Genomic DNA, 24,266 nt, shown 5'->3' with positions numbered 1-24,266 from the left:
CCCAATGGCCGCCACGGCGCGCGCCAACGACTATGCAAACTCCCTATGAATGGGCCATGGGCTGGCGCTATACCCGTGCGGGGCGCACCAGCCGCAGCAAGGGCCTGCTTTCCTTCGTCGCCAGCGTCTCGGCCATCGGCATTGCGCTGGGCGTGGCGGCGCTGATCATTGTGCTCAGCGTGATGAACGGCTTTCAGCGCGATGTGCGCGACCGCATGCTCTCGGTGGTCTCGCACATCGAGGTGTTCGCGCCGCGCGGCGGCACGCTGCCCAGCGTGGAACGCGTCTCGGCCCAGGTGCGCCAAAACCCGCAGGTCGTGGGCCTGGCGCCCTTCGTCTCGGTGCAGGCGCTCATCGCGCGCGGCGACGACATGCGCGGCGCCATCGTGCGCGGCATCGATCCGGCGCTGGAGCCCGAGGTCACGGAGCTGGCCGGCAGCCTGCGCCAGCAGGTGCTGCAGCAGCTCACGCCGGGCAGCTTTCACATCGTGCTCGGGCACGAGCTGGCCAAGCAGCTGGGCGTGGTGCCCGGCGGGCAGGTCACGCTGGTGGCGCCTTCGGGCCAGGTCACGCCCGCCGGGGTGGTGCCGCGCCTGAAGCAGATGACGGTGGTGGGCACTTTCGACTCGGGCCATTTCGAGTACGACTCGGGCATGGCCATGCTGCACATCGAGGACGCGCAGCGCATCTTCCGCCTGGAGTCGCCCAGCGGCATCCGCCTGAAGCTGCAGGATTTGCACCAGGCGCCCGAGGTGGTGCAGCAACTGGCCAACAGCCTGAGCGACCCGCTGCTGCTGCGCGACTGGACCATGCAGAACCGCAACTGGTTCATGGCCGTGCAGATGGAAAAGCGCATGATGTTCATCATCCTGACGCTGATCGTCGGCGTGGCCGCCTTCAACCTGGTGGCCACGCTGGTGATGACGGTGGCCGACAAGCGCGCCGACATCGCCATCCTGCGCACGCTGGGCGCCAGCTCGGCCAGCATCATGGCGATCTTCGTCGTGCAAGGCGCCATGGTGGGCATCATCGGCACGCTGGCCGGGCTGCTGCTGGGCCTGGCCGTGGCGCACAACATCGACGTCATCGTGCCCTTCATCGAGCGGCTGCTGGGCTTTCAGTTCCTGCCGCCGGAGATGTACCTGATCAGCCAGATCCCCAGCGACCCGCAGCTGCGCGACATCGCCTCGATCTGCGCCGTGGCGCTGGCGCTGGCTTTCGTCGTCACCCTCTACCCGAGCTGGCGCGCCAGCCGCATCAACCCCGCCGAGGCCCTGCGCTATGAGTGAACACTTTCGCCCCCCTGCACCGGCGCAGCCGCCGGTGGTGCTCTCGGCGCGCCAGGTGGTCAAGCGCTTTTGCGAAGGCCCGCTGGACGTGACCGTGCTCAAGGGCCTGTCGCTGGACGTGTACGCCGGCCAGACGCTGGCCATCGTCGGCGCCTCGGGCTCGGGCAAGAGCACGCTGCTGCACATCCTCGGCGGGCTGGACAAGCCCAGCAGCGGCAGCGTGCTGCTGCAAGGCCAGCCGCTAGAGGGCATGAGCGCCAACCAACGCGGCGTGCTGCGCAATCGCAAGCTGGGCTTTGTCTACCAGTTCCACCACCTGCTGCCTGAGCTGAGCGCGCTGGAGAACGTGGCCATGCCGCTGCGCATCCGCCGCGCCAGCGCCCAGGAATGCACGGACAAGGCCAGCGCCATGCTGCGCCAGGTCGGCCTGGGCGAGCGCTTGCAGCACCGCCCGGCCGAGCTCTCCGGCGGCGAGCGCCAGCGCGTGGCCATCGCCCGTGCGCTGGTCACCGAGCCGGTGTGCGTGCTGGCCGACGAGCCCACTGGCAACCTGGATCGCGAAACGGCCGACGCCGTGTTCGCGCTGATGATGCAGCTGGCGCGCGAGCGCGGCACGGCCTTCGTGCTGGTCACGCACGACCAGGATCTGGCCGCGCGCTGCGACCGCCAGCTGCGCATGCAATCGGGCCAGCTGCAAGAGCCCGGCCAGCCAGCGCCGCAGAGCTGAGGCCACAGCGCGCCGCATCATGCCGTTCTGGATCGACACCCATTGCCATCTCGATGCGGCCGAGTTCGACGCCGACCGCCGCGCCGAGCGCGAGCGCGCCCGCGCCGCCGGGGTGCGCTGCTGTGTGCTGCCGGCCGTGCAAGCGTCTGGCTTCGAGGCATTGCGACAACTGGCCCATGCCGAAGGCGATGCCTATGCGCTGGGCATTCACCCGCTGTACACGCCAGGGGCCAGCCAGGCCGACCTCGACGCCCTGGATGCAGCCTTGCAGCGCCATGCACAGGACGCGCGGCTGGTGGCCGTGGGCGAGATCGGGCTGGACTTCTTCACCGGGCTGGAGCCTGGCTGGCAGACCCAGGTCTACAGCGCCCAGCTGCGCCTGGCCAAGGCCCATGCACTGCCGGTGCTGCTGCACGTGCGGCGCAGCGTCGATCAGGTGCTCAAGCAGTTGCGCGCAGCGCACTTTCACTGCGGTGGCATCGCCCACGCCTTCAACGGCAGCCTGCAACAGGCCCATGCTTTTCTGGATTTGGGCTTCAAGCTGGGCTTTGGCGGAGCGGTGACCTTCGAGCGCGCCCAGCAGCTGCGCCGCCTGGCCGCGCAATTGCCGGCCGAGGCCATCGTCATGGAAACCGATGCGCCAGACATGCCGCCGCACTGGCTTTACACCCCAGCCCAGGCGCGCGCGCAGGGCCAGCCCCAGGGCCGCAACAGCCCCGCCGAGCTGCCGCGCATTGCCGCCGCCGTGGCCGAGCTGCGCGGCCTGCCCCTGGCGCAATGGCAGGCACAGAGCAGCGCCAACGCCATGGCCGCCCTGCCCCGCCTGCGCGCGCTGCTGCCGCCAGCGCCAGCGGGCCACGGCGCCGCGCAAAAATGAGCATGGCCCAGCGCCCGGCGCCATCGCCAGCCCCGGATTCGGCAGCGCCCCTTGCCCCGGCGCACTGCGCAGCCGATGCCAGCCAGGCTGCGACGCTGCTGCATGGGCTGGCGCCCATCCTTGATGCGCGCACGCGCGTGTTGGTGCTGGGCAGCTTTCCCGGCGCGGCCTCGCTGGCAGCCGGGCAGTACTACGCCCACCCGCGCAATCAGTTCTGGCCCATTCTGGCCGCGCTGCATACGCCGCCGGCCTGGCCGGCGCTGCCGCCGGACTACGCCGCACGCCGGCAGTGGCTGCTGCAACAAGGCATTGGCCTGTGGGATGTGTACGCCAGCTGCGAACGCCAGGGCAGCCTGGACAGCGCCATCCGCAACGCCCGCGTCAACGCGCTGCACAGCCTGCGCCAGCGCTGCCCACAGCTGGCGTTGATCGCCCACAACGGCGGCGAGAGCTACCGCCACCGCCGCCTGACCGAGGCGCTGGGCCTGCCTGTGCTGCGCCTGCCCTCGACCAGCCCGGCCAACGCCAGCTGGAGCTTCGAGCGCAAGCTGGCCGCCTGGCGCGCCGCGCTGCTGCCAGCGCTATTGCCCACACCCTCGCCTGCGCTGCCTACAGCGCCCGGCCACGCCCCTGCTCCCACATCCCCCGCCTCGCAATGAAAGCCCCCCGCACCCCCGCCCGCGCCAACGCCCGCAAACCCCAGCCCGCCGCGCTGCCCGATGTCAGCATCTCCGAAGAGGATGGCGTGCGCCACCTGCACCTGGATTCGCCTTGGATTCAGGGCTCGATGCGCATTGCCAAGCCCCTGGATCTGGAGTTGGAATACGTGCAGCGCATGATGGCCTGGCTGTTGTTCGTCGAGCCCGATGCCGTACCCGACCTGCACGCCATGCAGCTGGGCCTGGGCGCGGCAGCGCTGACCAAGTTTTGCTACAAGCGCCTGGGCATGCGCACCACGACCATCGAGCTCAACCCCCAGGTTGTGGCCGCCTGCATGCGCTGGTTTCGCCTGCCCGAGAACGACGAGCGCCTGCAGGTGCTGGTGGCCAATGCCCAGGACGCGGTGCAAGACCCGGATTGGCTCGGCAGCGTCGATGCGCTGCAGGTGGATCTCTACGACCACGACGCGGCCGGGCCGGTGCTGGAGAGCGCCGAGTTCTACGGCCACTGCCACGCCATGCTGGCCGAAGGCGGCTGCATGAGCGTCAATCTGTTTGGCCGCACGGCCAGCTTCGAGCGCAACATGCGCCACATCGCCGCCGCTTTCGGGGCGCAGGCGCTGTGGCACTTCAAACCCACGCACGAGGGCAACACCATCTTGCTGGCGCGCAAGGGGGGTGCCGAAGTCTCCCGCCCGCTGATGCGCCAACGCGCCGAGGCCATCGAGGCACGCTGGAAACTGCCCGCGCGCCTGTGGGTGCAGGCCCTGCAACGCTGGCAACCCGCGCCGCCAGTGTCATGACGCTGCCTATAATTTTCATTCCCTTCGCCCAGCCGCGCAGCCTGCTTTGTGAGCCCGCCCATCACGCCCCTCTCCCCCGCGCCGCCGCCCACGCAAAGTTTGGGCCTGCTGCGCACCCTGTACCGGCTGGCAGGCCTGATGGCCACCGTTGCCGTGCTGGTGGCCCTGTTCTGGCTGCACAAGCACAGCAGCCTCTTGCAGCAGCAGGCCGTGCAGGCTCAGGCGCAAACCCAGGCGCTGCGCTATGCCTACGCCCTGCAGATCAGCGCCCAGGGCTATGCACGCATGCTGCACAGCATTCAAGCCAAGCTGAGCGGCAATCCCGCGCAGGACACTGCGTTGCTGCAAACGCAATGGGATGCCGCGCAGCAAAACTCCAGCCTCATCAATGCCTCCACGCTGCGCCTGCTGCCAGCGCCGCCCACCGACCTGGCCGTGCTGCCCCCGGATGATGCGGCGCTCTGGGCTGCCGCACGCCAGCCTTTGACGCCCATGCCGCAAGCATTGGCTCGGCCCGAGGGCCTGACGCTGTTCACACCAGCATTGCACCAAACTGCCGCCGGCCCCCAGCATCAACTGCTGGCGCTGGATTTGCGCTATGACAGCTGGCTGCGCGAGGTTCAGCGCAATCTGGGGCTTGATCCCAGCTTGCCGCAGGGCCTGTATCTGGAGCAGGCAGCCGCTGCGCAGCAAGGGGACAGTGGCAAGCCATCGACTTGGCCAGAGCAGCAATGGCGCCAAGAGCAGCTGCATACCCGGCTAACAATCCTGGGCCAGTCGCTGGAGCTGGTTTTCACCGCGCCACCGCCGGGCAGCGCTGTCGGGGCCGATTCACTGCCCACAGCAACCACCCCTGCCAACTCCGCCCATGACGCAGGGCAATACGTACTGTGGCCCCCCGTCCTGATCGCACTGCTGGCATTGCTGCTGTATCTGTTGCTGCGCGCCTGGCTCATGCGGCGCGCGCAGTTGCAGATGCAACGCTGGCGCGAATACGCCAGTGACAGCCGCGAGCATTATTTGGCGCTGATTAACCACCCGCTGCTGGCCGTGGCTGAGGTGGAAGGCGCGGCCGGTCAGTTCATTTCCGTCTCCCCCCGGCTGGCACAGCTGCTGGGCTACAGCCAGGACAGCATGCAGCGCCTGACGCTGGCCAGCCTGGCCCACCCGGAGGACGTGCAGCGCCTGCACCAGCCTCAAGCACTGCAGCAGCAACAAGCCGGCGACACGCGCTATCGCTATGGGCGCATCGCCAATTTGCGCTTGCTGCACAGTCTGGGGCATGTGGTTTGGGTGGATTTGCTGGAGATCAGCCCCCAGGAGCCACACGGCGCCAGCGCTTTGCAAGGGCACAGGCTGGTCATCATGCGCGACCAGAGCGAGACGCGCACCCTGCAGGCGCAGCTCAATCGCCGCATCCAGCGGCAGGCGGCCATCCTTGAGCAAGTGCCCTTGGGCTTGTGCATTCTGGACAACCAGATGCGCATCCAGTTCATGAACCAAGGCTTCAAGCGCATCAGTCAGCTCAAGGCCCCAATGCCCGAAAGCCTGGAGGAGTGGTGGCAGTGCGCCATTGCCGATGTGGGCCTGCGTCAAAGCGCTCGTGAGCGCTGGGACGCGCAGCTGGCCCGGGCCATCGCCGGCAATGGCATCGTGCGCCCCGTGGAAATCAGCCTGCAGCCTGCCTGGGCCGCCTCACAAGATGTCAATGCGGTCGGCCTCAGCGTCACGCTGGAACTCTCCGCACTGGTCATGGACGATCAAATGGTGTTGACACTGGTGGATGTCAGCGCCCACAAGCGCGCGCAGCATGCGCTGCAACTGCAGGCGCTGTACGACCGCATCAGCAGCCTGCCCAACCGCTTCTTGCTGCTTGACCGCCTGCAACAAGCCCTGCAAGGCACCGTGCAGCAGCAGTACGGCGCCTTGCTGCTGCTGGATGTGGCCCCGCTGAGCGAGGCACATAACCTGCAGGAGCACAGCTGGGCCGCGCCAATGGTTCGCGAGGTGGCTGCCCGTCTGAAAGCCTGCTGCCCGTTGGGGCAAACATTGGCACATACGGGGCCGGGCCAATTCGCACTGCTGATCAATACTGCCACGCCCCATGGCAGCGAAGCCATGCACCAAAGCAAGGACTTGGGCTATACCATCTTGCACGCCATGCAGGCGCCATTCCGGCATAGCGGGCAGAGCATCGCCCTCAAGGCCTTTCTTGGCATCGTGTTATTCCACGGGCAAAGCTCTGAAAGCGCCAACACACTTTGGCAGCATGCGCATCAGGCGCTGGAACAAGCCCATCGCCAGCAGCTCAAGGAGCCATGTTTTTTCGATCCGGATATGCAGGCCGCAGTCAACGCCAATGCGCTGCTCGAAGAAAGTATTCGCACTGGCATTGCCATGCAACAGTTCGTGCTGTATTTGCAACCGCAGGTACGCAATCACCAACTGACTGGCGCCGAGGTGCTACTGCGCTGGCGCAGCGGCCAGGGCCAGGAAGTCATCGAGCCAGAGCAGTTTCTCGCCACGGCAGAGCACAGCAACCTCATCGTGCCTCTGGGCCACTGGGTGCTGGCCCAGGCCTGCAGGCTATTGGCCACCTGGGCCCAGCACCCTCGGACGGCAAGCCTGAGCCTGTCCATCAACATCAGCGCCAAGCAGTTTTGGCAGGACAACTTTGCCGCCATGGTGCTGCAAACCATTGCCAGCACCTCGGCCCCAGCGCATCGCCTGGTGCTGGAGCTGACGGAAGAGGTGCTGCAACATGATCTGGCCCAATCCATTGCCTGCATACGCCAGCTGCGCGCTTATGGCGTGGGCTTTGCGCTGGACGGCTTCGGCAGGGGCGAATCCTCGCTGAAACTGCTGCAGCAACTGCCGTTGGATGAAGTCGGCATCGACTACCGCATCGTGCGTGACCTGGGCAGCGCCACACAAAATGCCCGCACCGTGCACGGCATCGTTCAGCTCTGCCACAACCTGGGCATCAGGGCCATGGCCAAAGGCGTCGAGGAGGCCGCTCAGGTAGAAATCCTCAAGTCCTACGACTGCTATCACTGGCAGGGTTACTTCATCAGCAAGCCCCTTCCCGTTGGCGAGTTTGAAAGCCAATTCATTCACGGCGCCCAGACATAAACCGTCGGGCCAGCCCAGCACACCAGCGCCTGTGGCCCCAGATCTGCATATGCAGTGCGAATGTGTGCTCCAATCAAGCCCCCGGCGGATCTGTGTCACATTGCCAGACCCGCTGGGCACTTCCAGACCGCACAACCCTTCTTTCTGCTGCGCAGCCCTCGCTGCCGGACAGCTTCATGCCAACCACTGCCCCACATACCACTGCCCACGGCGGAGCTGCCGCTGCACCGGCCTCTTTCAGCGCCTCTACGCCTCGCCTGGGAGTGCTGCTGTGCAATCTGGGGACACCCGATGCGCCAACGCCTGCAGCCGTCAAACGCTACCTGGCCGAATTTCTCAGCGATCCGCGCGTGGTCGAACTGCCGCAGCTGCTCTGGCAGCCCCTGCTGCGGCTGGCCATTCTGCCGCTGCGCGCCAAGGAGTCGGCTCGCAAATACGAAAAAATCTGGCGCCCTGAAGAAGGTGGCTCCCCCCTGCTGAACTACACACGCAAGCAGGCTCTGATGCTGCGCGGCTGGCTGGGCGAAGCTGGGCTGCACGATGTTGACGTGCAAGCGGCCATGCGCTATGGGCAACCTGGCATCGTTGCGCAGCTGCAGCGCTGGCACTCCCTGGGCGTGGAAAAAATGCTGCTGCTGCCGTTGTACCCACAGTATTCGGCCACCACTACAGCCAGCGTCATCGACCAGGCCCACGCCTGGGCTGGCAGCAAGCGCAACATGCCCGAGCTGCGCATCGTCAAGCACTACGCCGACGATGCCGGCTACATCGCCGCCCTGGCTCGGCGCACGCTGGAGCACTGGCAGACCCATGGCCGGCCTGAAGTGCTGGTGATGAGCTACCACGGCATTCCGGCACGCAACGTGGCCAAGGGCGACCCTTATGCGCAGCAATGCCAGCAAAGCGCCACCCTGCTGGCGCAGCAGCTGGGCCTGCAGCCCGCGCAATACCGCGTGACATTCCAGTCTCGCTTTGGCCCTGCACAATGGCTTCAGCCCTACACCCAGCCCACACTGGAGCAGTTGGCGCGCGAGGGCGTCAAGACGGTGGATTTGATCTGCCCCGGTTTTTCCAGCGACTGTCTGGAAACCCTGGAAGAAATCGACATGGAAGTGCGCCAGGCCTTTTTGGCGCATGGGGGGCAGGAATTTCGCTACATCCCCTGCCTGAACGACCACCCGGCCTGGATCAGCGCCCTGCGCGACCTGGTGCTGCGCAATACGGCCCACTGGTAACCTGCGCCCCTGCGATAGGCACGGGTGTGCTACCGCTGAGGCCCAGCCGCCCAGGCCTGCAGGCTCGCCAAGGCCAGCAGCAAGGCGGCGTAGCTGCCCATGCGCCCGTCTTCACCGCTGAACAACAAGCCCGCCAACAGCACCAGCGAGCCAAGCAAGCCAGCGGCCAGCAGATTGACCCAGAAGCGCATGCGCCAGCGCGCGCGGCGCAGCAGGGCACGGCTCATCCCCACCAACAGCGCGGCCACTGCCCAGGCTGGCAACAGCAAGGCCCCGACATGGGCAAGGAATTGCGCCACCCCCATGACTTGCCCCATCGCTACAGCGTGCGCAGGCCGCGCATCAGACGCTGCGTGTGCAGCTCCGCGCCCAGGTAATGGGCCAGAGCTGCGCGCAACTGGGGCTTGAGATCGGCGGCGGCATCCCCCAGCGCGCGCATACACGCAGCCAGCGCCTGGGGGCCAGCCAGCGCCTGGGCTATGGTCTGCCACTGCTGGCCCGAGAGACTGCGCCGACCATCCCAGACTTCGTGCAGGCCCATTTCAGGGATGAGCGCATAGCGCTTGCGCTCGCCCAGCGGCTGCTGATCCTGAGTCTGCACCGTCAGATCAGGCAGCATGCCCAGCTGTTGCAACAGCACCAGCTCAAAGGCCCGCAGCAGCACTTCCAGCGCCTGGCCTGGCGCACTGGCCAGCACATGCAAGGTCATTTGGTAGGCATCGAAGACGGCAGAATGGGCATCGCCGCGCACCAACAGGCGGGCCAGCAGCTCATTCAGATAAAGGCCGGCCAGCAGCGGCTCGCCGCGCGGCACGGCCGGGCCACCAGCGCGCTCAACGCTGCGGATCGTGGCAATCACGCCCTGCTCCTGCTCCAGCCAACTGCAATCCAGGCGCAACAGCTGCAAGGGCAGCAATAGCGCGCGGAAGTTGGAGGTGGGCTTTTTCGCACCCTTGGCCAGGGCCATGAGGCGGCCATGGTCGCGGGTGAACAAATCGACGATCAGGCTGGATTCGCTGTAGGGGTACTGGTGCAGCACGAAAGCCTGCTGCCCGCTGATGCGGCGTGTGCGCCGCGCTGGCAGCGCGCTTGCGGCACCCCTGCCTCTGCGACTGATTGGCGTTGCCGGTCCGGCCGGCATGGCAGTATCTGCTGCGCCATCCACTGCCTGCGCTGCGGCGCTGGTCATCATGCCTGCAGCTGGCCCAACTTACTCATAGCCGTAGGCACGCAGGCGCGCAGCATCGTCCGACCAACCCGAGCGCACCTTGACCCACAGCTCCAGAAAAACCTTGGCATCCAGCAGCCTTTCCAGATCCTGGCGCGCTTCGCTGCCGATGCGCTTGAGGCGCTCACCCTTCTCGCCAATCACCATGGCCTTGTGGCTTTCGCGCTCGACGACGATGCTCGCAGCAATGCGCACCATGCGCTGCACCTGCCGACCAGGCTCTTCCAAGAAGCGGTCGATCAACACGGTCGAGGTGTAGGGCAGCTCATCGCCGGTGAGACGAAACAGCTTTTCGCGCACGATCTCGGCCGCCAAAAAGCGTTCGCTCTTGTCAGTGAGCTCTTCCTCGTCGTACCACCAGGGCTGCTCAGGCAGATAACGCTCGCACACAGCCAATAGGCGGGCGACATCCTTGGGATCCTTGGCCGACATGGGCACGAACTCCGCAAAATCATGGCGTTCCTGCATGCTTTTGAGCCACGGCGCCAGCTCGGAGCGGCGGTGTACGGTGTCGAGCTTGTTGGCCACCAGGATGGTCGGAATGCGCTGTTTGAGCAAGGCCAGCACCTGGGCGTCCTTGAGCGAGAAGCTGCCCGCCTCGACCACGAACAGCACCAGATCCACGTCAGAGATCGTGCCCGTGACCGCCTTGTTCAGGGATTGATTCAGGGCCGATTGGTAGCGCGTCTGAAAGCCCGGCGTATCCACGAACACGAACTGCGCCTGGCCTTCGGTACGAATGCCAGTGATGCGATGGCGCGTGGTTTGGGCTTTGTGCGAAGTGATGCTGACCTTCTGCCCCACCAGTGCATTCATCAACGTGGACTTGCCCACGTTGGGGCGCCCGACCAGGGCAATCAGGCCGCAGCGCTGCGGCGCGTCGGCGCCGCCCTGCACCGCAGGCTCAGAAGAAGACATCATGCTCACGCCACCCATCCTTTCCCAGTCGATCCTGGTCGTTTCTTGCCTTTGCCCTGCAACGGCGCTGTAGGCGCACGCCCGGTGCGCACGGGCACTGCGGTCGTTGCCCGCCGCTGCTTGGTTTTGGCCTGCCACTGGCCATGCTGCTGCAATTGCTCAAGCAATTGCTCAGCCGCTTGCTGCTCCGCCGCCTTGCGCGAAGGCCCCTGGCCTTTTGCCTGCAGCGGCGGGGTTTGCAGGGTGCATTGCACGACGAACAGTTGCTGATGATCAGCGCCTCGCACCTCCTGCAGCTCGTAATGCGGCAGGGCCAGATAGCGGCCTTGCAGCAGCTCCTGCAGACGCGTCTTGGGATCCTTGGCGTGGGTCTGGGCGCTGGTCGAGAGATCCACCTGTGCAAACAAGCGCTGCACCAGCTGCTCTACGGCGGCAAAGCCCATGTGCAAGAACACGGCTCCCAGCAAAGCCTCCAGCGCATCGGCCAGCATCGAGGGGCGCTGCTGCCCGCCGGACTTCTTCTCACCCTCGCCCAGTCGCAATAATCCAGGCAACCCCAAGCCCAGCGCAATGTGGTGCAAAGACTGCTCTCGCACCAGATTGGCCCGCGTGCGCGACAACTCGCCCTCGCTGGCCTGCGGCAGGCGCTGCATCAGCCAGCGCGACACACACAGATTGAGCACTGCATCGCCCAAAAACTCCAGGCGTTCATTGTGGTCGGCACTGAAGCTGCGATGCGTCAAAGCCTGCTGCAGCAAGGTCCAGTCGGTGCCATCCCATCCCAGGCTGCGCGCCAGCCGCTCCAACCCCATATTGCTCAAAAGAACTGCTCCACAGCCGCTGCCGCCAGGCCCTCAATGGGAACTGGCATGCAGCTTGTAAACCAGAAAAGCTGGCCCCACCAGTGGGATCTCGCGGTCGTACTCCACCTCGACGACCACCGAGTCGTTTTTCTTGCTGACGATCAGATCCTTGGAGCTGAGAGGATTGGCGTACTGATCCAGATAATCGATGCTGGCCTGGCGGTCGAACAATTGCCGCACTTCAAGCACCGTGCCGCCCTCCGAAGCTTTCTTCAAAGCCCGCTGAACGGCCGCGTACTCAGTCACAACGGGCACCGACTTGAAACCCACATAGCCCAGAAACACGATGATCGCAGCCAGCATGCACAAGCCGATGAATGACATGCCGCGCTGCCGTTGCGCCAGCGAAATCGTGGTGGCTTTTTTTGTGTTGTTCAGTGCGTGCACAGCAAGTCCCTCTTTGGTTTTCACGCCAGCGCGGCTGCAGTGCGCAGCCGGTTGGCCATCAATGAATGCGTTCGACAAAACACCATCGGCACAGGGGCTGCGCCGATTCAGTTACTGAATTTTACCTACGCGACCCAAGTCTGAAAAATTCATCCAGACCACTACGGCGCGCCCAACGATGTTGGCATCGGGAACGAAGCCCCAGGCACGCGAATCGAGCGAATTGTCGCGATTGTCGCCCATGACGAAGTAATGCCCTTCAGGCACGCGACAGCTCACGCCCTCCACGCTGTACTCGCACTGGTCGCGGAAGGGGAAATCGCCCGCCCCCATCACCATGGCTGGCATTTGCGGATTGTTCAGCACTTCGTAGGTGCGACCGCCCAGGGTTTCTTCCCAGCGCTTGGCATGGATGACGGAGTCCTTGTCGAAGTAATCGGGCTGCGGCACGGAGTTGACCGCCTGGCCATTGACCGTCAATCGTTTGTTGTGGTAGCTGACCGTATCACCAGGCAAACCAATCACGCGCTTGATGTAGTCCATGCGCGGGTTGGGCGGGTAGCGGAACACCACAACTTCACCGCGCGCGGGTCGACGCCCCTGAGTCAGCGCCGCATTCCATACAGGAAGGCGCAGGCCGTAGGTGTACTTATCCACCAGAATCAAATCCCCAACCTGCAGCGTCGGGATCATGGAGCCGCTGGGAATGCGAAATGGCTCGTAGACGAAGGAACGCAGCACAAACACCGCCGCGATGACGGGAAACAGCCCGGCAGTCCAGTCCAGCCACCAGGGCTGGCGCAGCACCTGGTTGGCGGCAGCTGCCACATCCAATTCCTCAGTGACCACGCCCTGGGCTTGCAAGGCGCTGTGCCTCTCCTTGAGCTGCTGCACCAGCTGCTGCGCCTGGCGGCGGCGGCGCGGCAGAAAGTACAGCTTTTCGGCCAGCCAATACGCACCGGACACCAGCGTGGCCAGCATCAGCAGCAGGGGGAAATTGCCTTCGATCTGCCCAGTCAGCCACAACAGCAGATAAGCAGCGACGCCCGCCAGCAGGGCCCCGGTCAGAACAGCGATTGCTTTCACTTGCGTCAATCCTCAACTTGCAAAATCGCCAGGAAGGCCTCCTGCGGCACTTCCACCGAGCCGATCTGCTTCATGCGTTTCTTGCCAGCCTTTTGCTTTTCCAGCAGCTTGCGCTTGCGCGTGATGTCGCCGCCGTAGCACTTGGCCAGCACGTTTTTGCGCAGCGCCTTGACGGTCTCGCGGGCAATGATCTGGCCACCGATGGCCGCCTGGATGGCCACGTCGAACATCTGCCGGTCGATGACCTCGCGCATCTTGGCCACCACCGCCCGGCCTCGGTACTGTGCCTGGCTGCGGTGCACGATGATGGACAGCGCATCGACGCGCTCGCCATTGAGCAGGATGTCAACCTTGACCACATCCGAGGGCCGATATTCCTTGAATTCGTAGTCCATCGAGGCATAGCCGCGGCTGACGGACTTGAGCTTGTCGAAGAAGTCCAGCACGATCTCAGCCAGCGGCATGTCGTAGGTCAGCATCACCTGCCGGCCGTGGTAGGCCATGTTCAGCTGGATGCCGCGCTTTTGATTGCACAGCGTCATGACCGCGCCCACGTAGTCCTGCGGCAGATACAAATGCACGGTGACGATGGGCTCGCGCACCTCCTGCACTTTGCCCGCATCGGGCATCTTCGAGGGGTTTTCCACCATCACGACTTCACCATCGGACTTGACCACTTCATAAACCACGCTGGGCGCAGTCGTGATCAGGTCCTGGTTGAATTCGCGCTCCAAGCGCTCCTGCACGATCTCCATGTGCAGCAGGCCCAGAAAACCGCAGCGAAAGCCAAAGCCCAGAGCCTGCGAGACTTCCGGGTCGAACTGCAAGGCCGCGTCGTTGAGCTGCAGCTTCTCCATCGCATCGCGCAGCGCGTCGTACTGGTTGGCCTCGGTCGGGTACAGGCCGGCAAACACCTGCGGCTGGATTTCCTTGAAGCCCGGCAGCGGCTGCTGGGCCGGCCCGGCATTGTTGGGCAGCTTTTTCTCCAGCGTGATGGTGTCGCCCACCTTGGCGGCCTTGAGCTCCTTGATGCCGGCGATGACAAAGCCCACCTCCCCGGCCTGCAACAGCTCGCGCGGCGAGGACGCCGGCGTGAACACGCCCAGGCTGCCTGCCTCGTACACAGCTCCGGTGGCCATCAGGCGGATGCGCTCGCCCTTGCGCAGCTGGCCATCGACCACGCGCACCAGCATCACCACGCCCACGTATGCATCGAACCAGCTGTCGATGATCATGGCGCGCAATGGCCCCTGCGCATCACCCTTGGGCGGCGGCACTTTTTGCACGATCAGCTCGAGGATTTCCTCGATGCCCATGCCCGTCTTGGCCGAGACCGGCACGGCCTCGGAGGCATCGATGCCAATGACGTCCTCGATCTCGGCCTTGGCCCGCTCGGGGTCGGCCTGGGGCAGGTCCATCTTGTTGAGCACGGGCAGCACTTCCACGCCCAGATCCAGTGCCGTGTAGCAATTGGCTACGGTCTGCGCTTCCACACCCTGCGAGGCATCAACCACCAGCAAAGCCCCTTCACAAGCCGAGAGCGAGCGCGAGACTTCATAGGAGAAGTCCACGTGGCCGGGCGTGTCGATCAGGTTCAGGTTGTAGACCTGGCCATCCTTGGCCTTGTAGTGCAAGGCCGCCGTCTGGGCCTTGATGGTGATGCCCCGCTCCTTTTCGATGTCCATGGAGTCGAGCACCTGGGCGGACATCTCACGCTTGCTCAAGCCACCGCTGTACTCGATCAGGCGATCAGCCAGTGTGGACTTGCCATGATCGATGTGGGCGATGATGGAGAAGTTGCGAATATGGTTCATGTCAAAAAATAAGAGCGCGTACCGGCTGGCGCGCACGAAAAAGCGCGCCTGGGCCCGACGCGCACGCAATGCCTGGAGAACTGGCCATGGGGCTTGAGCTCAAAAAAACAATCCAATACACCGAGTGTGAGCCCGCCAGCCCTGTCTGACAGCGCCTGGATTCTACTGTGCCTGACGCTGCCACAGTGCGCCGGGAAACGCAGCCTACTCAGCCATGAAGCGCTCGACGCGCTGTACAGAGCGGACGCGGCGCAGGTTTTTCAACAGTTGCTCCAGATGCCCTCGGTTGCGCACAGCCACATTCATGCGCGCCTCCAGAATTTCCAGCCGACCTTCCTCGAGCATCTCCAGTCGCAAGATATTGACCCCGGCGCGCGCAACCGCCAAGGCGGCCTCAGCCAAGGCTCCCTGGGTATTGCGCAAATGCAGCAGCAGCGTGGCATCGAACTCGGCCTGCGGCTCATCCACCCACTCCAGCGCCATGGCCGACGCAGGCTCTTTGTCGCGACGGCGCTGGCCCACAGGGCATTCCAGACGGTGCACCTCCAGCCCGCGGCCACTGACCAGCTGCCCTGCGATGGCATCGCCCGGCAATGGGCGACAGCAAACCGCATAGCGCGCCGGCGCGCCATCGGCCCCGCCAACGGCCAGCACGACCGGCGCAACCTGCTGCGCCACCATCCGCTCCTTGGACATGACCAACGCATCCGGGCGTAGCCCCACGTCCTGCAGAAAACGGCCTATCTGCGCCACCAGCTCGCCAGCGATCAAACGGCCGTGCGCCATTTCCAGCAACAACTGCTCGCGCGACTTGCCCTGGTACAAAACCCCCAGCTGCCGCCAAATGGCTTGCGCCTGCTCGGTCTCCGGCGCAGGCAACGCCGCATAACCGGCCACGCGCAGAGCTCGATTGAACAGCCGCTGGCCCAGCGCCAGCCCTTCCTGCTGATCCACGTGCTTGAAATAGCTTCGAATGCGTGAGCGTGCCCGCCCGGTCTTGACGAACTCGATCCAGCCCAGCTGTGGTCTTGCCTGCTCAGAAGTGATGATCTGCACCGTATCGCCGTTTTTCAACACCGTATGCGGCGACACCGCCGCCCCATTGACCTGTGCCGCGGCGATGTGATCGCCCACGCGGCTGTGAATGGCGTAGGCAAAATCCACTACTGTGGCGCCCACGGGCAGCGTCACTACCTGGTTCTTGGGTGTAAAGACGTAAACCGAGGCCGGGTGCAAATCCACCTTGACGTCGTTGAGAAAATCCGTCGCATCGGCCGAAGAGTTTTCAATCTCCAGCATCGAGGCCAGCCAACGGCCATTGAGCTGATCGGCCAGCAACCCATCCAGCCCTTGGGACTGGTACAGCCAATGCGCCGCAATGCCCGCCTCAGCCACCAGGTGCATGGTTTCGGTGCGTATCTGGGCCTCCACCTGCACCCCGGAAGGGCCTTGCAAAGTGGTGTGCAAGGACTGGTAGCCATTGGGCTTGGCATTGGCGATGTAGTCCCGAAAATGGCCAGGCACAGGGCGGTAGGTCTGATGCAGCACCCCCAGGCCTGCATAGCAGGCACTCACATCCTCCAGCAGCACCTGAACGCCAAAGATGTCATTGACTTTGGCAAAGCTCATGCCCTTGCGGGTCATTTGCAGATAGATCTGATAGAGCTCCTGCTGCTGTTCCAAAAGCCGCACGGGGATGCCGCGCTGGGCAAAGGCAGCCTCCAGCTCCGCGCGGATCTTCTGCGCCATGCCATGCCGGCGGCGCTGGACTTTCTCCACCGCCTTGGTCAGGGTCTGGCAGCGCCAAGGGTACAAATGGGCAAACGCCAGCTCTTGCAGCTCCCGGCATGCAGCATTCACGCCCAGCCGACTGGCGATGGGGGCATAGATCTCCAGCGTCTCCCGTGCAATGCGCGCCCATTTGCTGCGCGGCGCCAGAGACAGGGTGCGCATGTTGTGCGTGCGATCGGCCAGCTTGATCAGAATGACGCGCACATCCTTGGCCATGGCCAGCAGCATCTTGCGAAACGACTGCGCCTGATTTTCCTCGCGCGAGAGAAATTCGAGTTTTTCCAGTTTGGTCAGCCCATCGACCAGTTCGGCCACATCCGCGCCAAAGGCCTGTGCGATGTCCTGCTTGACGATGCCGCAATCCTCCATGGCATCGTGCAGCAGCGCAGCCATCAGCGCCGGGGCATCCAAACGCCACTGCGCGCACAGCGCGGCAACGGCAATCGGGTGGGTGATGTAGGGCTCTCCGCTGTTGCGGTACTGGCCCGCATGCGCTTTCTTGGCAAAGGCAAAGGCATCGGCCACACGGGCGCGATCCTGCTCGCTCAGGTACTCGACAGTGCTGGCAAACGCAGCAAACGTCTGGGCCACGAGGGCCTCATGCTCCGCCGACATCGCAGGCTCTTGGCCTGCAGAATCTACCTGGTCTGCCGTTTTCATCGTACATGTCTGGAAGAAGTGGACACCGAGCAAGGTTGGGAACCGGCAGGGATGGCGCGCCAACCACCCGCTGCAGCCATCGCACGCAGGCAACGCAAGGCATCAAAAAACACTCTTTGCGTTGCCACGTTTTCAAGCATTTTTTACGATCTTAACGCAAGAACGCCGCAACAACGCCCCCGTCCATGCACTGCGCAGGCCATGCAGGCTGAAGCGTTGCAGCATCGCAATACCAGCGCAATCCATACCGCATCGACTGGCTGCCACCGCAGCAGATCCCTACCCTGCAAAATGCGCAATGCCCGCTGTATGAGCGGGCATCGTTATTGCACGGCGCAGCAACCAGCCGCCAGCATCAGGTAGGGACTCGGCGCAGCATCTCGATGCCAGTTTTCCCGTCCGCGATTTCACGCAGAGCCGTCACCGCCGCCTTGTTGCTGCTTTCCACCTTGGGCGTGTGGCCTTGGTTGATCATACGGGCGCGATAAGTCGCTGCCAGCACCAACTGGAACCGATTGGGGATTTGCGCCAAGCTGTCTTCCACAGTAATACGAGCCATAAGAACCTCACTTCAAAGAATCTTCCGCATGCAACAGCAAGACTGCATTGCTTGCCGAGAAGAAAGAATAAAACATATTGCCTAATCAGGCCTGTATTCCCAATGCACGAAACACCTGCGCCTGGGCGCGCTGCTGCGCGCTGTAGCGCAAACGCTGTGCATGCACGATGCTTTTCAGATCAAACAACGCACGCTCGAACACATCATTGATGATCACATAATCAAAATTGCCAGCCTGAGCCATTTCCACACGGGCATTGCGCATGCGCAGCTCAATCACGTCAGGCCTGTCCTCGCCGCGTCGCTCCAGACGGGAGCGCAACTCCTCCAAGCTGGGTGGGAGTATGAAAATCAACACCGCGTTGGCAAAGACATTGCGGATTTGCATCGCGCCCTGGAAATCAATCTCCAGCACCACATCGGCGCCCTGCTGAATGCGGTCTTCAACAGCCTTTTTCGCCGTGCCATAACGGTTGCCATGGACATTCGCCCATTCGATAAAGGCATCGGCTGCCACCATGGCATCGAACTCATGAGCGGGGATGAAAAAATACTCTCGCCCATGCTTTTCCTGCCCGCGCGGCGCACGCGTGGTGTGCGACACCGTAGGAAACACCCTCGTATCCAGTTCAAGCAAGGCTTTGACCAAGCTGGATTTTCCCGCCCCGCTGGGCGCTGCAACCACGAACAAATTGCCTGGATATTCAGCCTCATCACTGCCCGCCGCCCCTGCCTCCGCCGCAGAAGCCACCTCAGACAATGCCTCTGCCGGCAACAGCGGTTCAGACAAGTTGGTGTGCAAATTGGAAGAGGCCATAGCAATGCCAGCAATCGCCCGGGATTTGCCTGGGCACAGGGGGTTAGCGATAAATCACGACGCCAGCCAGGATCGAGCCAGAAAAGACCGGCGCTCGGCTGTGGCCATCAAAGCCACACCCAATCCGTCACCACATAGAACGAGAAAACCCTTGTAACTCGCAGCGAATTACAAGGGTTTGATGCATGGGGTGTACAGATCGTCAATGAGCACAGGATTGGCAATTCGAAGCACGCATGCTGTCAATCATTACTCAACAGCATGGGCCAAGCCACGTGGCGGAGAGAGCGGGATTCGAACCCGCGGTGGGCTATTAACCCACACACGCTTTCCAGGCGTGCGACTTAAACCACTCATCCATCTCTCCGGAAAAGCCGCGCATTGTAGCCGATTCAGCAAGGCCTGCAAAAAATCCGTGATCTCAGCGCATTCTTGACGCTGGGCGCGCCAACCCGGCCTGGGCCGCACACCACCCGCACCCTGCTGCCTGCCTCCCCCGCTCAGGCGATGGAAGGTCTGCGCTGCGACTATCATGTGCAGCTGTTTGCTTGGCGCCTGCATTCCATCCCCGTACAGCACGAAAAAACTGTGCTTTCGGGCAGTTGCAAGAGCTTGCCTCACAAGCAATTGCAATTGATTACCACAAGCGCCACACCCCAGTTTCAGGCCTGCATCCCACCGATGGGCAGGCCCGCTCTTTCACCCTCTGTCAGGAGTTTTTCCATGTCCCATGCGTTGAAGTTCGAGGTCTTGCCCAGCGACACCCCAACCCCCGCGGCAGAACGCGAGGCCATTCTGGCCAAAGGCAGCTTTGGCACGGCATTTACCGACCATATGGCTACGATCGAATGGAGCAAGGACCGTGGCTGGCACGATGCGCGCATCCGCAAGCGTGCGCCGTTCTCCATCGACCCTGCAGCATCCGTGCTGCATTACGGCCAGGAGATCTTCGAAGGCATGAAGGCCTACCGTGGCGAAGGCGACCGCATCACCTTGTTCCGCCCCGATGAAAATGCCCGTCGCTTCAATGCTTCGGCACAACGCATGGCCATGCCAACCCTGCCCGAGGCCGTGTTCCTCGAAGCCGTGGAAGCGCTCGTGCGCATCGACAAGGACTGGATCCCCGGCGGCAACGGCAGTCTCTACCTGCGCCCCTTCATGTTCGCCAGCGAACCGTTTCTGGGCGTGCGTCCAGCGCACCAGTTCACCTTCTGCGTGATCGCATCGCCCGTGGGCGACTATTTCAAGAACGGCCCCAAGCCGGTCAAGGTCTGGGTCTCGCAGCAGTACACGCGTGCGGCCGAAGGCGGCACTGGCGCGGCCAAGTGCGGTGGCAATTACGCCGCCAGCCTCATCGCCCAGGCCCAGGCGCAGCAAAACGGCTGTGAGCAGGTGGTCTTTCTCGATGCCGCCGAGCACCGCTGGATCGAAGAGCTGGGCGGCATGAACATCTTTTTCGTGCGCAAGGACGGTAGCCTGTTCACCACCCCATTGGGCACCATCCTGCCAGGCATCACGCGCGCCTCGCTGATCGAGCTGGCCCGCAGCCAGGGCATCGACGTGCAAGAGCGCAAATACGCCTTCGACGAATGGCGTGCCGATGTCGAAAGCGGCAATGTCACGGAAGTTTTTGCTTGCGGCACCGCAGCCGTGGTGGCCTCCATCGGTGAAGTGCAGTTCGAGGGCGGCAGCTTCAGCATCGGCAATGGCGAAAGCGGCCCCGTCACCAGCGCGTTGCGCGAGCAGCTGCTGGGTCTGCAACGTGGCAAGCTGCCCGACACCCGCGGCTGGGTTCGCACCCTGGCTTGAGCGTCTGTTCAATCAAAGCAGTATCACGCGATGAACACGCCAGCGCCCAGTTCCGCTCCTTGTGCCAGCGCCCTGCCGCTGGGCCGCGAGGTCAACTACCCCAGCCGCTACGACCGCACGCTGCTCTATCCCATCCCGCGTGCGGCGCAGCGCACGGAACTGGGCCTTGGCTCGGCCAAGCGCCTGCCATTCATCGGCGCCGACATCTGGAGCGCCTTCGAGCTGAGCTGGCTCAACCCGCGCGGCAAGCCCCAGGTGGCCATCGCCCACCTGGTGTTCCCGTGCGAGACGCCCAACATCATCGAAAGCAAGTCCCTCAAGCTCTACCTCAACAGCCTGAATAACCACCGTTTTACCGACAGCGCCGCGCTGCGCCAGTGCCTGCTCGATGACATCTCCGAAGCCGCCTGGCGCGGCAGCGGGCAGCAAGCGAGCATCGGCGTGCAACTGGTTGAAGCCGCCGATTTCGGCGCCGAGCAACTGGCTGAGCTCGACGGCATCGACCTCGACCGCCTCGACGTCGAATGCCAGCACTACACGCCGCAGCCAGACCTGCTGCGCAGCGCTCAGGGCGAGCCCCCTGTCAGCGAAACCCTGTGCAGCCGCCTGCTCAAAAGCAACTGCCCCGTAACCGGGCAGCCCGACTGGGCCAGCGTACAAATCCGCTACACCGGCGCCCCCATCGACCAGGCCGCGCTGCTGCAGTACATCGTCAGCTTTCGCAACCACACGGGCTTTCACGAAAACTGCGTGGAGCGCATCTTCCTGGACATCTGGCAGCGCTGCCAGCCCACACAGCTGAGCGTCTATGCGCGCTACACCCGGCGCGGCGGCCTGGACATCAACCCCTGGCGCAGCAGCAGCCCCCACACCGCACCGCGCAACTGGCGCACGGCCCGGCAATAGCCCTGGAGCGCCTGCCACGCCTCGCCCCGCGTGGGCGGCCGTAATGGCCTGCCGCAAGCAGGCCCCTCCCCCAGCGACAGGCAACAAAAAAGCCCAGGCAGATGCTGCTGGGCTTTGCTCCAACGCCGTGTCCCACAAGGGCCGCAAACGTGCAATGTTTGTGTGGAAACTGGTCGGGGTGAGAGGATTCGAACCTCCGGCCTCTACGTCCCGAACGTAGCGCTCTACCAGGCTAAGCTACACCCCGATACCAACCGGCCAGCACAGCGGTGCGATGGCCAGCGCCTCCACGGCGGCGCGTATTCTATGCTGTTTTCGGGGCCGGTTTTGGCAAGTTCTGGCTTGCGCGCTACTTGCCGGGAAATTTGGCGACAATCGCCCTCTTGCCGCCTGCCCAGCCCATGAATCTGCCTGAAATCGTCGATGCCACTTTCGCGCCTGAGGGGGCGCTGGCCAAGGCCAACCCGAGCTACAAGCTGCGCGAAGGCCAGCTGCTCATGGCCCGCGCCGTGGCCCAGACCTTGAGCGACGGCGGGGCGCTGGTGGTGGAAGCCGGCACGGGCGTGGGCAAGACCTTTGCCTACCTCATCCCTGCCCTGCTCAGCGGCGAGCGCATTCTCGTATCCACTGCCACCAAGGCCCTACAGGATCAGATTTTTTTTCGCGACCTGCCATTTCTGCGCAAGGCCCTGGGCATCTCCTTGCAGGCCGCGCTGCTCAAAGGGCGCAGCAGCTACCTGTGCCCCTACCGGTTGGAGCTGGCCGAATCCGAGCTCGATGGCAGCGGCGAAGCACAGCTGCGTTGGCTGGCCCGCGTGCGGCGCTGGGCCAACACCACGCAATCGGGGGACATGAGCGAGATGCCCGGCTTTACCGAACGCTCGCCGCACTTGCCGCTGGTGACCTCCACGCGCGAGAACTGCCTGGGCTCGCAATGCCCCAGCTTTGCGCAGTGCTACGTCAACAAGGCGCGCAAGCAGGCCCTGGCCGCAGACCTGGTGGTCATCAACCACCACCTGTTCTTTGCCGACCTGCAGGTGCGCGAAAGCGGCATGGCCGAGCTGCTGCCCAGCGTGCGCGCCGTGGTGATCGACGAGGCCCACCAATTCAATGAAACCGGCGTCAACTTCCTGGGCGAGCAGTGGAGCAACTCCCAGCTGCTGGACTTCGCGCGCGAAACCCTGCGCACCTGCAACAAGCTGGCGCGCGGCCTGGGCGACTGGGCCCAGCTGGTGTTCGAGGTGGACGAAGCCTGCAAGCAATGGATGCGCTGCGTGGGCGAGGCCAGCAACCTGCGTCTGAACTGGGACGAGGGCGCGCCCGAAGGCATCGCCCCACAGGCCTGGCAGCAAGCCCTGCAGGCCCAGGCCGATGCCTTGCACGCCCTGCACGACGCCTTGCAAACCGTCAAGGACTCCGCCCCGGAGCTGGCCCGCCTGGAGCAGCGTTGCCATGCCCACTGGCAAAAGGCGCGCCTGTTTGCCGGCTCGGCCAGGCTGGGGCGCGTGCGCTGGATGGAAGTCGGGCAAGTCACCATCCGCATGGTGGAAAGCCCGCTGGACATTGCCGAAGACATGCGCGCGCACTGGCGCCTGGGCGCAGACAGCCAAGCGCGCGATGCCGCCGATGCCAGCCCCAACACCAACGCCGATGGCCATGCCCCGCAGGCCGATCTGGCCGCCGCCACGCCCGCCCTGCCTGCGCCATCGCATGCCTGGATCTTCACCTCCGCCACCCTGGGCGCCGATGCCAGCCTGAGCCACTTCACCCAAGCCTGCGGGCTGGAGGCCGCGCGCATTCTGCAAGTGCCCAGCCCGTTTGACTTCGCCCGCCAATCCATGCTGTACGTGCCTTCGGACATGCCCGCGCCGTCCGACGTGCAGGCCCATGGCCAGGCCGTGGCCGAGCTGGCCGCGCAAGGCGCACTGGCCCTGGGCGGGCGCACCCTGGTGCTGACCACCACACTCAAGGCCTTGCGCCTGATCGGCGATGCGCTGCGCGCGCAGTTGGGCAACGACAGCGGCATCGAGGTGCTGGTGCAGGGCGATGAATCCAAGCAGCGCCTGATGCAGCGCTTTCGCCAGCCCGCCAGCGCCACGCAGCATGGCCGCGTGCTGGTGGCATCGGCCACGTTCTGGGAAGGCTTTGACGTGCCCGGCAACGCCTTGCAGCTGGTGGTGATCGACAAACTGCCCTTCCCGCCGCCGCACGACCCGCTGGTGCAGGCGCGGGCGCGGCGCTACGAATCCCAGGGCGAAAACGCCTTCACCCGGCTGTTCGTCCCCGAGGCGGCCATCGCCCTCAAGCAAGGCGCCGGCCGGCTCATCCGCACCGAGACGGACAAGGGCATCCTGGTGCTGTGCGACCCGCGCATCGTGCACAAGGGCTATGGCCGGCAGCTGCTGGCCAACCTGCCGCCCATGGCGCGCATGCGCAGCCGCAGCGGCTTTGCCGAAGCCGTGCGCCGCCTGGCCGCACGCAACCAGCAAGACGCCGCCGCCCCGGCCAGCGGCAGCACGGCCAGTGACGGCACGGCCGATGCTGACGCAGCCGACGCCCAGACATAGCCGCCGCGCCCTTGGCAATGCGCACCAAGGCCCGATTCCGTCAGGCCGACGCAAGCCGGCATGGCGGGGCATTGAGCGGCGCGGCGGTTTCTGCGCGAAACAGTATTTCCGCACAGTTTGGTGAAGCCGAGCGCAACAG

At 64.3% G+C, this 24,266-nt stretch carries 19 protein-coding genes, 2 tRNA genes and 1 pseudogene; 10 read left to right on the top strand and 12 right to left on the bottom strand.

Annotated features, from left to right (window positions below; genetic code table 11):
• The first annotated feature begins 32 nt into the window (after nucleotides 1–32).
• From CK620_RS01290 to hemH, 7 genes are all read left to right on the top strand, one after another.
• On the top strand, nucleotides 33–1,289 hold the full coding sequence (locus CK620_RS01290; protein WP_095541168.1) for a lipoprotein-releasing ABC transporter permease subunit: 1,257 nt from the start codon (nucleotides 33–35) through the stop codon (nucleotides 1,287–1,289).
• A complete protein-coding gene (gene lolD / locus CK620_RS01285; protein WP_095548778.1) occupies nucleotides 1,282–2,016 on the top strand; it encodes a lipoprotein-releasing ABC transporter ATP-binding protein LolD in 735 nt (244 codons plus the stop codon). Before CK620_RS01290 ends, lolD begins: the two co-directional genes overlap by 8 nt.
• A 19-nt stretch (nucleotides 2,017–2,035) precedes the next feature.
• Nucleotides 2,036–2,893: a TatD family hydrolase gene (locus tag CK620_RS01280; protein ID WP_095548777.1), complete on the top strand. Its 858-nt coding sequence runs from the start codon at nucleotides 2,036–2,038 to the stop codon at nucleotides 2,891–2,893.
• Entirely contained in the window at nucleotides 2,890–3,552 is a 663-nt protein-coding gene (locus CK620_RS01275) for a DNA-deoxyinosine glycosylase (protein WP_420894191.1), read from the top strand. Before CK620_RS01280 ends, CK620_RS01275 begins: the two co-directional genes overlap by 4 nt.
• Nucleotides 3,549–4,355, top strand: a complete 807-nt coding sequence (locus CK620_RS01270; RefSeq protein WP_095548775.1) for a class I SAM-dependent methyltransferase — start codon at nucleotides 3,549–3,551, stop codon at nucleotides 4,353–4,355. The genes CK620_RS01275 and CK620_RS01270 overlap by 4 nt, the downstream gene beginning before the upstream one ends.
• A gap of 48 nt (nucleotides 4,356–4,403) precedes the next feature.
• Nucleotides 4,404–7,487: a putative bifunctional diguanylate cyclase/phosphodiesterase gene (locus CK620_RS01265; RefSeq protein WP_095548774.1), complete on the top strand. Its 3,084-nt coding sequence runs from the start codon at nucleotides 4,404–4,406 to the stop codon at nucleotides 7,485–7,487.
• A 176-nt stretch (nucleotides 7,488–7,663) separates the two neighbouring features.
• On the top strand, nucleotides 7,664–8,722 hold the full coding sequence (gene hemH / locus CK620_RS01260; protein WP_095548773.1) for a ferrochelatase: 1,059 nt from the start codon (nucleotides 7,664–7,666) through the stop codon (nucleotides 8,720–8,722).
• A 29-nt stretch (nucleotides 8,723–8,751) separates the two neighbouring features.
• Here hemH and CK620_RS01255 read toward each other — a convergent pair whose 3' ends face one another.
• From CK620_RS01255 to CK620_RS01205, 11 genes and pseudogenes are all read right to left on the bottom strand, one after another.
• Nucleotides 8,752–8,949 (bottom strand): hypothetical protein, encoded by a 198-nt coding sequence (locus CK620_RS01255; protein ID WP_143325855.1) that lies wholly within the window; start codon nucleotides 8,947–8,949, stop codon nucleotides 8,752–8,754.
• A gap of 92 nt (nucleotides 8,950–9,041) precedes the next feature.
• On the bottom strand, nucleotides 9,042–9,761 hold the full coding sequence (gene recO, locus CK620_RS01250) for a DNA repair protein RecO (RefSeq protein ID WP_238945963.1): 720 nt from the start codon (nucleotides 9,759–9,761) through the stop codon (nucleotides 9,042–9,044).
• Nucleotides 9,762–9,932: 171 nt separating this feature from the next.
• Nucleotides 9,933–10,871, bottom strand: coding sequence for a GTPase Era (gene era / locus CK620_RS01245; protein ID WP_095549078.1), 939 nt, complete (start codon nucleotides 10,869–10,871; stop codon nucleotides 9,933–9,935).
• Between the two features lie 146 nt (nucleotides 10,872–11,017).
• Nucleotides 11,018–11,680, bottom strand: a pseudogene (gene rnc, locus CK620_RS01240) (ribonuclease III); the annotation flags it as partial.
• 42 nt (nucleotides 11,681–11,722) lie between these two features.
• Nucleotides 11,723–12,142, bottom strand: a complete 420-nt coding sequence (locus tag CK620_RS01235) for a DUF4845 domain-containing protein (protein WP_238945962.1) — start codon at nucleotides 12,140–12,142, stop codon at nucleotides 11,723–11,725.
• An 87-nt stretch (nucleotides 12,143–12,229) separates the two neighbouring features.
• A complete protein-coding gene (lepB, locus tag CK620_RS01230; protein WP_095549076.1) occupies nucleotides 12,230–13,204 on the bottom strand; it encodes a signal peptidase I in 975 nt (324 codons plus the stop codon).
• A 5-nt stretch (nucleotides 13,205–13,209) separates the two neighbouring features.
• A complete protein-coding gene (gene lepA, locus CK620_RS01225; RefSeq protein ID WP_095541379.1) occupies nucleotides 13,210–15,018 on the bottom strand; it encodes a translation elongation factor 4 in 1,809 nt (602 codons plus the stop codon).
• A 204-nt stretch (nucleotides 15,019–15,222) separates the two neighbouring features.
• Entirely contained in the window at nucleotides 15,223–17,469 is a 2,247-nt protein-coding gene (locus CK620_RS01220) for a RelA/SpoT family protein (protein WP_420894190.1), read from the bottom strand.
• 355 nt (nucleotides 17,470–17,824) lie between these two features.
• A complete protein-coding gene (rpoZ, locus tag CK620_RS01215) occupies nucleotides 17,825–18,028 on the bottom strand; it encodes a DNA-directed RNA polymerase subunit omega (protein ID WP_095538330.1) in 204 nt (67 codons plus the stop codon).
• Between the two features lie 85 nt (nucleotides 18,029–18,113).
• Nucleotides 18,114–18,779 carry a guanylate kinase gene (gene gmk, locus CK620_RS01210; protein ID WP_238945995.1) on the bottom strand — a complete coding sequence of 222 codons (666 nt, stop codon included), beginning with the start codon at nucleotides 18,777–18,779 and terminating at the stop codon, nucleotides 18,114–18,116.
• 342 nt (nucleotides 18,780–19,121) lie between these two features.
• A tRNA-Ser gene (locus CK620_RS01205) sits at nucleotides 19,122–19,212 on the bottom strand.
• A gap of 356 nt (nucleotides 19,213–19,568) precedes the next feature.
• On the opposite strand from CK620_RS01205, the gene CK620_RS01200 reads away from it, so the two are divergent.
• Both CK620_RS01200 and queF read left to right on the top strand, forming a co-directional pair.
• Nucleotides 19,569–20,654, top strand: a complete 1,086-nt coding sequence (locus tag CK620_RS01200; protein ID WP_095548769.1) for a branched-chain amino acid aminotransferase — start codon at nucleotides 19,569–19,571, stop codon at nucleotides 20,652–20,654.
• A 30-nt stretch (nucleotides 20,655–20,684) separates the two neighbouring features.
• A complete protein-coding gene (gene queF / locus CK620_RS01195; protein ID WP_095548768.1) occupies nucleotides 20,685–21,560 on the top strand; it encodes an NADPH-dependent 7-cyano-7-deazaguanine reductase QueF in 876 nt (291 codons plus the stop codon).
• Between the two features lie 170 nt (nucleotides 21,561–21,730).
• Here queF and CK620_RS01190 read toward each other — a convergent pair.
• A tRNA-Pro gene (locus CK620_RS01190) sits at nucleotides 21,731–21,807 on the bottom strand.
• 154 nt (nucleotides 21,808–21,961) lie between these two features.
• Here CK620_RS01190 and CK620_RS01185 point away from each other — a divergent pair.
• Nucleotides 21,962–24,127 carry a DNA repair helicase YoaA gene (locus CK620_RS01185; RefSeq protein WP_238945960.1) on the top strand — a complete coding sequence of 722 codons (2,166 nt, stop codon included), beginning with the start codon at nucleotides 21,962–21,964 and terminating at the stop codon, nucleotides 24,125–24,127.
• Nucleotides 24,128–24,266: the final 139 nt, after the last annotated feature.

It is taken from the genome of Vandammella animalimorsus, from assembly GCF_002285285.1.
Classification (GTDB): Bacteria; Pseudomonadota; Gammaproteobacteria; order Burkholderiales; family Burkholderiaceae_C; genus Lampropedia; species Lampropedia animalimorsus.
This window is presented reverse-complemented; position numbering and strand designations above follow the sequence as displayed.

Coding starts and splice junctions, on each gene's coding strand:
- lepA (WP_095541379.1), bottom strand. CDS start 15,018: ATGAACCATATTCGCAACTTCTCCATCATCGCCCACATCGATCATGGC.
- queF (WP_095548768.1), top strand. CDS start 20,685: ATGAACACGCCAGCGCCCAGTTCCGCTCCTTGTGCCAGCGCCCTGCCG.
- CK620_RS01220 (WP_420894190.1), bottom strand. CDS start 17,469: ATGAAAACGGCAGACCAGGTAGATTCTGCAGGCCAAGAGCCTGCGATG.
- CK620_RS01185 (WP_238945960.1), top strand. CDS start 21,962: ATGAATCTGCCTGAAATCGTCGATGCCACTTTCGCGCCTGAGGGGGCG.
- CK620_RS01275 (WP_420894191.1), top strand. CDS start 2,890: ATGAGCATGGCCCAGCGCCCGGCGCCATCGCCAGCCCCGGATTCGGCA.
- era (WP_095549078.1), bottom strand. CDS start 10,871: ATGATGTCTTCTTCTGAGCCTGCGGTGCAGGGCGGCGCCGACGCGCCG.
- CK620_RS01255 (WP_143325855.1), bottom strand. CDS start 8,949: ATGAGCCGTGCCCTGCTGCGCCGCGCGCGCTGGCGCATGCGCTTCTGG.
- hemH (WP_095548773.1), top strand. CDS start 7,664: ATGCCAACCACTGCCCCACATACCACTGCCCACGGCGGAGCTGCCGCT.
- CK620_RS01280 (WP_095548777.1), top strand. CDS start 2,036: ATGCCGTTCTGGATCGACACCCATTGCCATCTCGATGCGGCCGAGTTC.
- CK620_RS01270 (WP_095548775.1), top strand. CDS start 3,549: ATGAAAGCCCCCCGCACCCCCGCCCGCGCCAACGCCCGCAAACCCCAG.
- rpoZ (WP_095538330.1), bottom strand. CDS start 18,028: ATGGCTCGTATTACTGTGGAAGACAGCTTGGCGCAAATCCCCAATCGG.
- CK620_RS01200 (WP_095548769.1), top strand. CDS start 19,569: ATGTCCCATGCGTTGAAGTTCGAGGTCTTGCCCAGCGACACCCCAACC.
- lolD (WP_095548778.1), top strand. CDS start 1,282: ATGAGTGAACACTTTCGCCCCCCTGCACCGGCGCAGCCGCCGGTGGTG.
- CK620_RS01290 (WP_095541168.1), top strand. CDS start 33: ATGCAAACTCCCTATGAATGGGCCATGGGCTGGCGCTATACCCGTGCG.